Here is a 7,539-nt window from a genome sequence, read left to right as displayed (position 1 = left end):
CGGCGAACCGCGCGCCCAGTGTGGTCGGCACGGCGGCCTGCGCGAGGGTGCGGGCGAGCGCAGGCCGAGAGCGATGCTCGGCGGCGAGGCGGGCCGCGGCGACAGCGGCCTGGTCAAGATCCTCCACGACGGCGTGGGCGGCGTCGCGCAGCATGAGGACGAGGGCCGTGTCGAGCACGTCCTGGGACGTGAGCCCCGCGTGCACGACGGGTGCGATGTGCGGTCCCACCGCCGCGCGCAGTGCGCCGACCAGCGGGATCACGGGATTGCCACCGGCTCCGCTCTCGCGGGCTAGTCGCGTCGCGAGGGCGAGCGCCTCGCCGTCGGACCCGGCCAGGCGTTCGACGGTGCTGTCGACCACGGCGGCGATGTCGGCGGTGTCGTGGGCGTGTGCGTCGGGGATCTCGACGATGTCCTCGGGATATGTCTCCGTGGGGTCGACGGCGCCGGAGCCGTCGATCGCCTCGTCGTCGCCCGTGAGGAGTGCGCCCGTGGAGCCTGAGACTGCGGAGCCTGAGACTGTCGAGCCTGAGACTGTCGAGCCTGAGAATGCGGAGCCTGAGAATGCGGAGCCTGAGACTGCGGGGCCCGCAGCCGCGGAGCCGGGTGCCGCTCGTCCGACGTGGGCGACGCCGATGCTCGACGCTGCCCGTTGGATGTCCGCCGCTACCCCGCGCCGGACGAGGACGTGCACCCACGCCGCCTCGACGCGGAGCATCGCCCGCAGGAGCGCGACGTCGTCGGTCACGGCGGCCGGGGACCCCGGCGCGAGGTCGGCGCCGGGCGTCAGGAGGCCGACGTCAGGCATCGAAACCACCCTGAGGCGGGACGGGCCCGCTCGGGTACGACCCATGGTCGTTCGCTGCGGGCTGGTCCGGGCCTTCGACGGACCCGGTCCCCTTGGTCGCGACCGCCGCACCGGCACCAGCACCAGCAGGGACGGTGCGAGGCAGGTCGTACGTGAGGAACACGGTCTCCTCCTCCCCGTGGGGCCCGCCCTGGAGGCGGATGTCGAACCGCAGCGAGCCGTCGGTCTCGCGCGATGTGACCAGGGTGGCGCGCCGTTCGGGTTCGAGCGAGGCGAGGAGGGGCTCGGCGCACGGCCAGGCTCCTGCGCTCTCCGTCCCGGCGGCGTCCGCGCCCGGCCCGACGGCGTCGACTCCCGGCCCGGCGCCGTCGTCCTCCGGGAGGTAGGCGCGGGTGAACAGCCTGTCCTGCAGGCCCCGGGCGAACACCGTCACCGCGAAGAACGGTGCGCGGCCCGGCTCGGTCGCGCCCGGCTCCAGGGTGCGGAACCAGTAGCAGCCCTCGCGGTCGGTCTCGGCCCGCCCCCAGCCCGTGAACGTCCCGTCGCGCAGGAGGGAGCCGCTCCGCGCGACGACGGCGCCTGCCGGGTCTGTCTGCCAGATCTCGATGAGCGCGTCGGGGACGGGCGCGCCCGCGCCGTCGTACACGGTGCCGTGCAGGCGCACGGCGCCGGGGGTGCCCGGTTCGACCAGCTCGTTGCCACGCGCGTAGGGCAGCGCGTAGCCGAAGAAGGGGCCGACGGTCTGGGCGGGCGTCGGCGGGATCGGCTCGCGGGTCGGGTCGCTCATCGGCTCCTCCTCGGTCCTTCTCCGTCGCGGTCGTCCTCCGGCTCGGTCCAGGTGCGGCGCGACCCCGACAGGACGATGTCCCACCGGTACCCCGTCGCCCACTCGTGCTGCGACAGGTCGTGGTCGTAGGTCGCGACCAGCAGCTCGCGCGCCCGCGGGTCCTGGATGGACTGGTAGATCGGGTCGAGTGCGAACAGCGGGTCGCCCGGGAAGTACATCTGGGTGACGACGCGCTGCGTGAGCTCGGTCCCGAACAGGGAGAAGTGGATGTGCGCCGGGCGCCAGGCGTTGAAGTGGTTCTTCCACGGGTACGGACCGGGCTTGATGGTCTGGAACTGGTACCAGCCGTCGTCGTCGGTCAGCATGCGCCCGACGCCGGTGAAGTTCGGGTCGACCGGCGCGGGGTGCTGGTCGCGCTTGTGGACGTACCGGCCGCCGGCGTTGGCCTGCCAGACCTCGACGAGCTGATAGCGCACCGGCCGGCCCTCGCCGTCGACCACGCGGCCGCGGACGACGATGCGCTCACCGATCGGCTCCCCGCCGTGCTGCACCGTGAGGTCGGACTCCAGGGCGCCGATGTCGCGCTCACCGAAGACCGGCGCGAACAGCTCGATCGTCTCGGGGTCGGCGTGGTGCAGGTCCTTGGTCGGGTGCCGCAGGATCGAGCTGCGGTACGGCGGCCAGTCGCGTCGCGGACCGTGCTCGCGGGGCGCGCCGTGCGCCAGGCCCTCCGCGTATGCGCGGTGAACGGCCTCGATCTCGGCGCTGAGCTCCGCCTGCGTGTCGGCGGCGGCGTCTGGCGTAGTGGTCGGCGGCACACCAGAGCCCAGCGGTTCGGCAGAGCCCGGCGGCACACCAGAGCCCGGCGGTTCGGCAGAGCCCGACGGTTCGGCTGGTTCCTTCAGGTCCGCGGCCCTCGGCGGAAGGGCACCGCCCGACGGAACCGCGGAGGTCAGCGGTTCGGCCGGGTTCAGCGGTTCGGCCGGGTTCAGCGGTTCGGCCGGGTTCGTCATCGTCGTCTCCCTGTCGAGGTCGTCGTGTGCCTTGTCGTGCGGGACGCCGTGCGCCTGGTCGTGCGGGACGCCGTGCGCGCGGACCCGGTCACGGCGCCGCCTCCGCGAGCACCGGGCCCCAGCCGGTGTAGCCCTCGGCGAGGAATCTTCGCCCCGACTCCGAGGCGACGAGCATGCGGAGCTCGGCCAGGCGCCGTCGGGCCGCGAACTCGGTCTCGCCGGGGTGGGAGTGCAGCATGCCGCTCATCCACGCGGAGAAGTGCTGGGCTCGCCAGACGCGCTCGGCGACGCGGCGGCCGTACTCGTCGAGCACCGTGTCGTCGCGGCGCCCCGTCCGGCCCCCGCCGGCGAGCCAGGTCTGCAGCACGTCGTGCAGCACCACGACGTCCGCGAGCGCCAGGTTCAGGCCCTTGGCTCCCGTGGGCGGCACGGTGTGGGCGGCGTCGCCGGCGAGCAGCATGCGTCCGTGCCGCACGGGTTCGACGACGGACGAGCGGAACCGCAGCACGGACCTTTCCTCGACGGGGCCCTCGACAAGCCGGAACCCGTCGGGTCCGGCGACGCGGCGTTGCAGCTCGGCCCAGATCTGGTCGTCGGTCCACCGGGTCGGGTCCTCGTCGGGGTCGCACTGGAAGTAGAGGCGCTGGTGGGTCTCGGTGCGCTGGCTGATCAGCGCGAACCCGTGGTCGGACGTCGTGTACACGAGCTCGGGAGCGCTGCGCGGCGTCTCGACGATCACGCCGAACCACGCGTAGGGGTACTCGTGGACGAACGTGCGCCGTTGGGACTCGGGCAGGGTGTGCCGCAGGGTCGAGTGCGAGCCGTCCGCCCCGACCAGGACGTCGCAGCGCAGCTCGTGGGTGCGGCCCTGCCGGTCGGTCCAGAGCACGCCGGGCCGGTCGCCGCCGCCGTCGAGCACATGTGTGACGGTGGCGCCCCAGCGCACCTGGTCGCCGGCCCCGCCGGCACCCCCGGTGCCGTAGGCGCCGTCGGCCGCGCGCTGGTTCGCGAGGTCGATGAAGACGTCGGTCTGCGGGTAGAGCCAGACGCTGCGGCCGGTGAGGCCGGTCAGGTCGATGCGGTGGCCGGCCCCGTCGAAGCGCAGCACGATGCCGTCGTGCCGGGAGCCGTCGCGCAGCACCCGGTCCAGACCGGCGTCGACCAGGACCTGCACCGCGCCGGCCTCCAGGATTCCGGCGCGGTGCGTGTGCTCGATCTCCTCGCGTGAGCGTGCCTCCAGCACCACGTGGTCGACGCCGGACCGGTGCAGCAGGTGCGAGAGCAGCAGGCCTGCCGGACCGCCGCCGACGATTCCGACCAGGGTCCGTTCGGGCGCGTGCGGACGTCGCGAAGCCGGGGAGCCCGACGTCGGATCAACCGCTGGTGGTACCGGCAACAGTGCCTCCCTCAGTTCAGACAGTTCGTCCGTTCAGACAGTTCATCCGTTCAGACAGTTCATCCGTTCAGACGATTCGTTCTTCCGGACCCCACAGCGCCCCGGTCACCTCATCGCATCCGCGCCAGGTCTGCCTCGATCGCGGCGGCAGCCTTGAGCAGCGGTGGCAGCAGGTGCCGCAGGATCTCCGGGATCTCGCCGCGTCGTACGGGCGCCGAGACGTTGACCGCGGCGACGACGCGGCCCGTCCCGTCGCGCAGCGGCGCCGCGACGGAGCGCAGCCCGTCCTCCAGCTCCTGGTCGACCAGCGCCCAGCCCTGCTCGCGCACCCGGGCGAGGGCGTCCCGCAGCTCCCGGGGATCGGTGACCGTGCGGGCGGTCAGCGGCTCGAGCCGGCCCGCCGGCGCGGCCCGCGTGAGGTAGTCCTCCAGGTCTACGGGCTCGGCGTGAGCGAGGATCGCCCTGCCCATCGACGTCGCGTACGCCGGGAAGCGTGTGCCGACCCGGATCGTCGCGCTCATGATGCGGCGGGTCGCGACGCGGGCGACGTAGACGATGTCCGCGCCGTCGAGCACCGCCACGGACGACGACTCGCTGACCTGTTCCGACAGCTTCTCGAGGTGCGGGGTCGCGAGGTCCGGCAGCGTCAGGCTCGACAGGTACGCGTACCCGAGCTCGAGCAGCGCCGGCCGCAGCGTGAACTCGCGGCCGTCCGTCGCGACGTACCCGAGCTCGACCAGGGTGTGCAGGAACCGCCGCGCCGACGCCCGGCTGAGCCCGGCCTCCCGGGCGACGTCGCTCAGCGTGAGGGACCGCCGGTCGCCGTCGAACGCCCGGATCACCGCCAGGCCGCGTTCGAGCGACTGCACGAACTCGGACGAGCGGGCGAGGCCGACGTCGTCCGGACCGCTCCCGCCGTCAGACATCAGCCCCACCCACCGTATGCGTGAGCCGCGCGGCCGCGAGGCTGCGCACCCCCTGCTTCGCCTGCTGCACCAGCTCGTAGACGTGCGTGCGCAGCCGGGCGAACTCGGCCGTGCCACGGGTCTCGAGCTGGTCGCGGTCCGGACCGAGGCCGACCTCGACGTCCTCCAGCACGACCGTGGGCCGGGCCGACAGGACGAGGACGCGCTCGCCCAGGTAGATCGCCTCGTCGATGTCGTGGGTGACGAAGACGACGGTGATGCCCAGCCGCTTCCACAGCGCGCGGACCAGGTCCTCCAGGTCGAACCGGGTCTGCGCGTCGACGGCGGCGAACGGCTCGTCCATGAGCAGCACCCGCGGCTCGTAGGCGGCGGCCCGCGCGATCGCGACGCGCTGCTGCATCCCGCCGGACAGCTGCCACGGGTACGCGCCGTCGACGTCGCCCAGGCCGACCGCCGCCAGCGTCTCCCGCACCAGCTCGGCCCGGCGTCGCCTCGTGACGCGCTTCTCCTTCAGCGGCAGCTCGACGTTCTGGGCGACCGTCATCCAGGGGAAGAGCGACCGCCCGTACTCCTGCAGCACCACCGCCATCCCCTCCGGCGGTCCGGTGATCGCGGACTCCCCCAGCACCACCTCGCCCGACGTCGCGGGCAGGAGGCCTGCCATGCAGCGCAGCAGCGTCGTCTTGCCGGCACCCGAGGGTCCGACGACGCAGACCAGCTCACCCGGGCGCACCTCGAACGTGAGGTCGGAAATCGCCTCGACGGGCGCACCGGCTCCGCCGCTGCCGGATCTGCCACGGCCGGATCTGCCACTGCCCGATCTGCCGCTGCCCGGATAGACCTTGCGCAGGCCGCGGACGTCGAGGCGCGCACCGCTCGGGGCAGCGCTTGCTGCGGCAGAACCGTCTGGGCCGGTCATCTCAGGCACCTCCGTGCTGGGACTGCCGGTACCCGAGGTACCAGCTCAGGGTCGCGTTCGTCACGGCCCGGAAGACGAGGGACAGCAGCACGCCGACGACGCCGAGCAGGATGACCCCGCTCCACATCTCCGGGATGGCGAAGCTGCGCTGGAACTGCACGATCGAGAAGCCCAGGCCGTCCTTGGCCGCGAACATCTCGCTGATCACCATCAGGATGATCCCGATCGACAGCGCCTGCCGGGCGCCGGTCACGATCTGCGGGCTCGCCCCGCGCAGCACCAGGTGCCGCACCGTCGCCGCACGGCCCAGCCGGTAGGCGCGGGCGGTGTCGCGCAGCACGGGATCCAGGCCGCGCACGCCCTCGACCGTGTTGAGCAGGATGGGCCAGAGGCAGCCGGTCGCGATCACCACGATCTTCATCGACGTGCCGATGCCGAGGAACAGCATCAGGATCGGCACCATGACGGGCGGCGGGACGGCCCGGAAGAACTCCAGCACCGGCTCGGCGTACGCGCGCAGGGCACGCGAGGACCCGATCGCCACACCGAGGACGACGCCGACCACCAGCGCGATCCCGTATCCCGCCAGCAGCCGCAGGACCGAGGGGACGACGTCCTGCACGAACCGGCTCTCCGCGAACGGCGACCCGAACCACGTCTCGCCGAACGTACCGACGATCGTGCGCAGCGGCGGGTTGAAGTACGACGTGCTGCCGTCGGTCAGCACCCACCAGGCCGTGAGCAGGACGGCGGGCAGGCCGACGACGAGCAGCACGGACCGCAGCACCCGGCCGAGACCGGTCCGGGCCCCGGTCCGAGCCTCAGCCGCGTGCACCCTGTCGCGCACACCGCCCGTGCCGCCCGTGCCGCTCATGCGACCCGTGCCGCCCGTGCCGCTCACGCCACCGCCTCTCCGCGCACCGACGGGTGCCAGAACAGCGTCCGGCGCTCCAGCGCGCGGGCCACGAGGTTGACCGCCACACCCAGCAGGCCCGCGACCACCACGTACGCGTACATCGACGCGACCGCGCCGGAGGACTGCGCCACCCCGAGCAGGCGGCCGATCCCGGGGGTGCCGATCAGCAGCTCGCCGGTCACGGTGAGGATCAGCGCGACGCTGGCCGCGAGCCGCAGGCCCGTCATCGCGTACGGCAGCGTGGTCGGCCACACGAGGGTGCGGATGCGGGTCAGCGGCGAGAACCGGTAGGAGCGCGCCGTGTCGGAGGCGACCGGATCGACGTCCTGCACGCCCGACAGCACCTGCACCAGCACCTGCCAGAAGCTCGCGTAGACCACCAGCAGCAGGGTCGAGGCCATGCCGGTGCCGTACAGCAGGATCGCGACGGGGATCAGCGCGACCGACGGGACCGGCCGCAGAAACTCGATGGTCGACGCCGTCACGGCGCGCAACCACGGCACCGACCCGATGACGACGCCGAGCGCCACCCCGGCCACGAGCGCGATCGCCAGCCCCGTGAACCACGTGGTCAGCGTCTGCCCCAGCGCGGTCCAGAGCTCGGCCCGGCCGAGGCGTTCGGCGAGGGCGCCCAGGATCTGCGACGTCGGAGGCAGGTACCGCGCGTCGACGATGCCGAGCCGGGGCACCAGCTCGACGACCAGGAGCAGCGTCGCGACCCCCGCGCCGCCGAGCCCCCAGACACGCACGGCGGCGGGCAGGGTGGCTGACACG

8 protein-coding genes are annotated in these 7,539 nt (G+C 73.2%); all 8 read right to left on the bottom strand.

The window, feature by feature from the left end; translation table 11 throughout:
* A partial coding sequence (locus tag PROKR_RS37820) for a lyase family protein (protein ID WP_036961488.1) occupies nucleotides 1-808 on the bottom strand: 808 nt, incomplete at its 3' end.
* Nucleotides 801-1,595: a protocatechuate 3,4-dioxygenase subunit alpha gene (gene pcaG, locus PROKR_RS07630; RefSeq protein ID WP_084800304.1), complete on the bottom strand. Its 795-nt coding sequence runs from the start codon at nucleotides 1,593-1,595 to the stop codon at nucleotides 801-803. The genes PROKR_RS37820 and pcaG, both read right to left, overlap by 8 nt.
* A complete protein-coding gene (gene pcaH, locus PROKR_RS07625) occupies nucleotides 1,592-2,413 on the bottom strand; it encodes a protocatechuate 3,4-dioxygenase subunit beta (protein ID WP_245605742.1) in 822 nt (273 codons plus the stop codon). Before pcaH ends, pcaG begins: the two co-directional genes overlap by 4 nt.
* 283 nt (nucleotides 2,414-2,696) lie before the next feature.
* A complete protein-coding gene (locus PROKR_RS07620) occupies nucleotides 2,697-4,004 on the bottom strand; it encodes a 4-hydroxybenzoate 3-monooxygenase (protein ID WP_211240059.1) in 1,308 nt (435 codons plus the stop codon).
* 110 nt (nucleotides 4,005-4,114) lie between these two features.
* A complete protein-coding gene (locus tag PROKR_RS07615) occupies nucleotides 4,115-4,930 on the bottom strand; it encodes an IclR family transcriptional regulator domain-containing protein (RefSeq protein WP_051432768.1) in 816 nt (271 codons plus the stop codon).
* Nucleotides 4,923-5,849, bottom strand: a complete 927-nt coding sequence (locus PROKR_RS07610) for an ABC transporter ATP-binding protein (RefSeq protein WP_051432767.1) — start codon at nucleotides 5,847-5,849, stop codon at nucleotides 4,923-4,925. The genes PROKR_RS07615 and PROKR_RS07610 overlap by 8 nt, the downstream gene beginning before the upstream one ends.
* A gap of 1 nt (nucleotide 5,850) precedes the next feature.
* Nucleotides 5,851-6,750 (bottom strand): ABC transporter permease, encoded by a 900-nt coding sequence (locus PROKR_RS07605; RefSeq protein ID WP_245605741.1) that lies wholly within the window; start codon nucleotides 6,748-6,750, stop codon nucleotides 5,851-5,853.
* Nucleotides 6,747-7,539 (bottom strand): ABC transporter permease (locus tag PROKR_RS07600; protein WP_342665859.1); only part of this gene is annotated, 793 nt, incomplete at its 5' end. The genes PROKR_RS07605 and PROKR_RS07600, both read right to left, overlap by 4 nt.

The organism is Promicromonospora kroppenstedtii DSM 19349, from assembly GCF_000515355.1.
Lineage (GTDB): Bacteria > Actinomycetota > Actinomycetes > Actinomycetales > Cellulomonadaceae > Promicromonospora > Promicromonospora kroppenstedtii.
The sequence above is the reverse complement of the archived record's forward strand: the minus strand, read 5'-3'. Positions and strand labels throughout refer to the sequence as shown.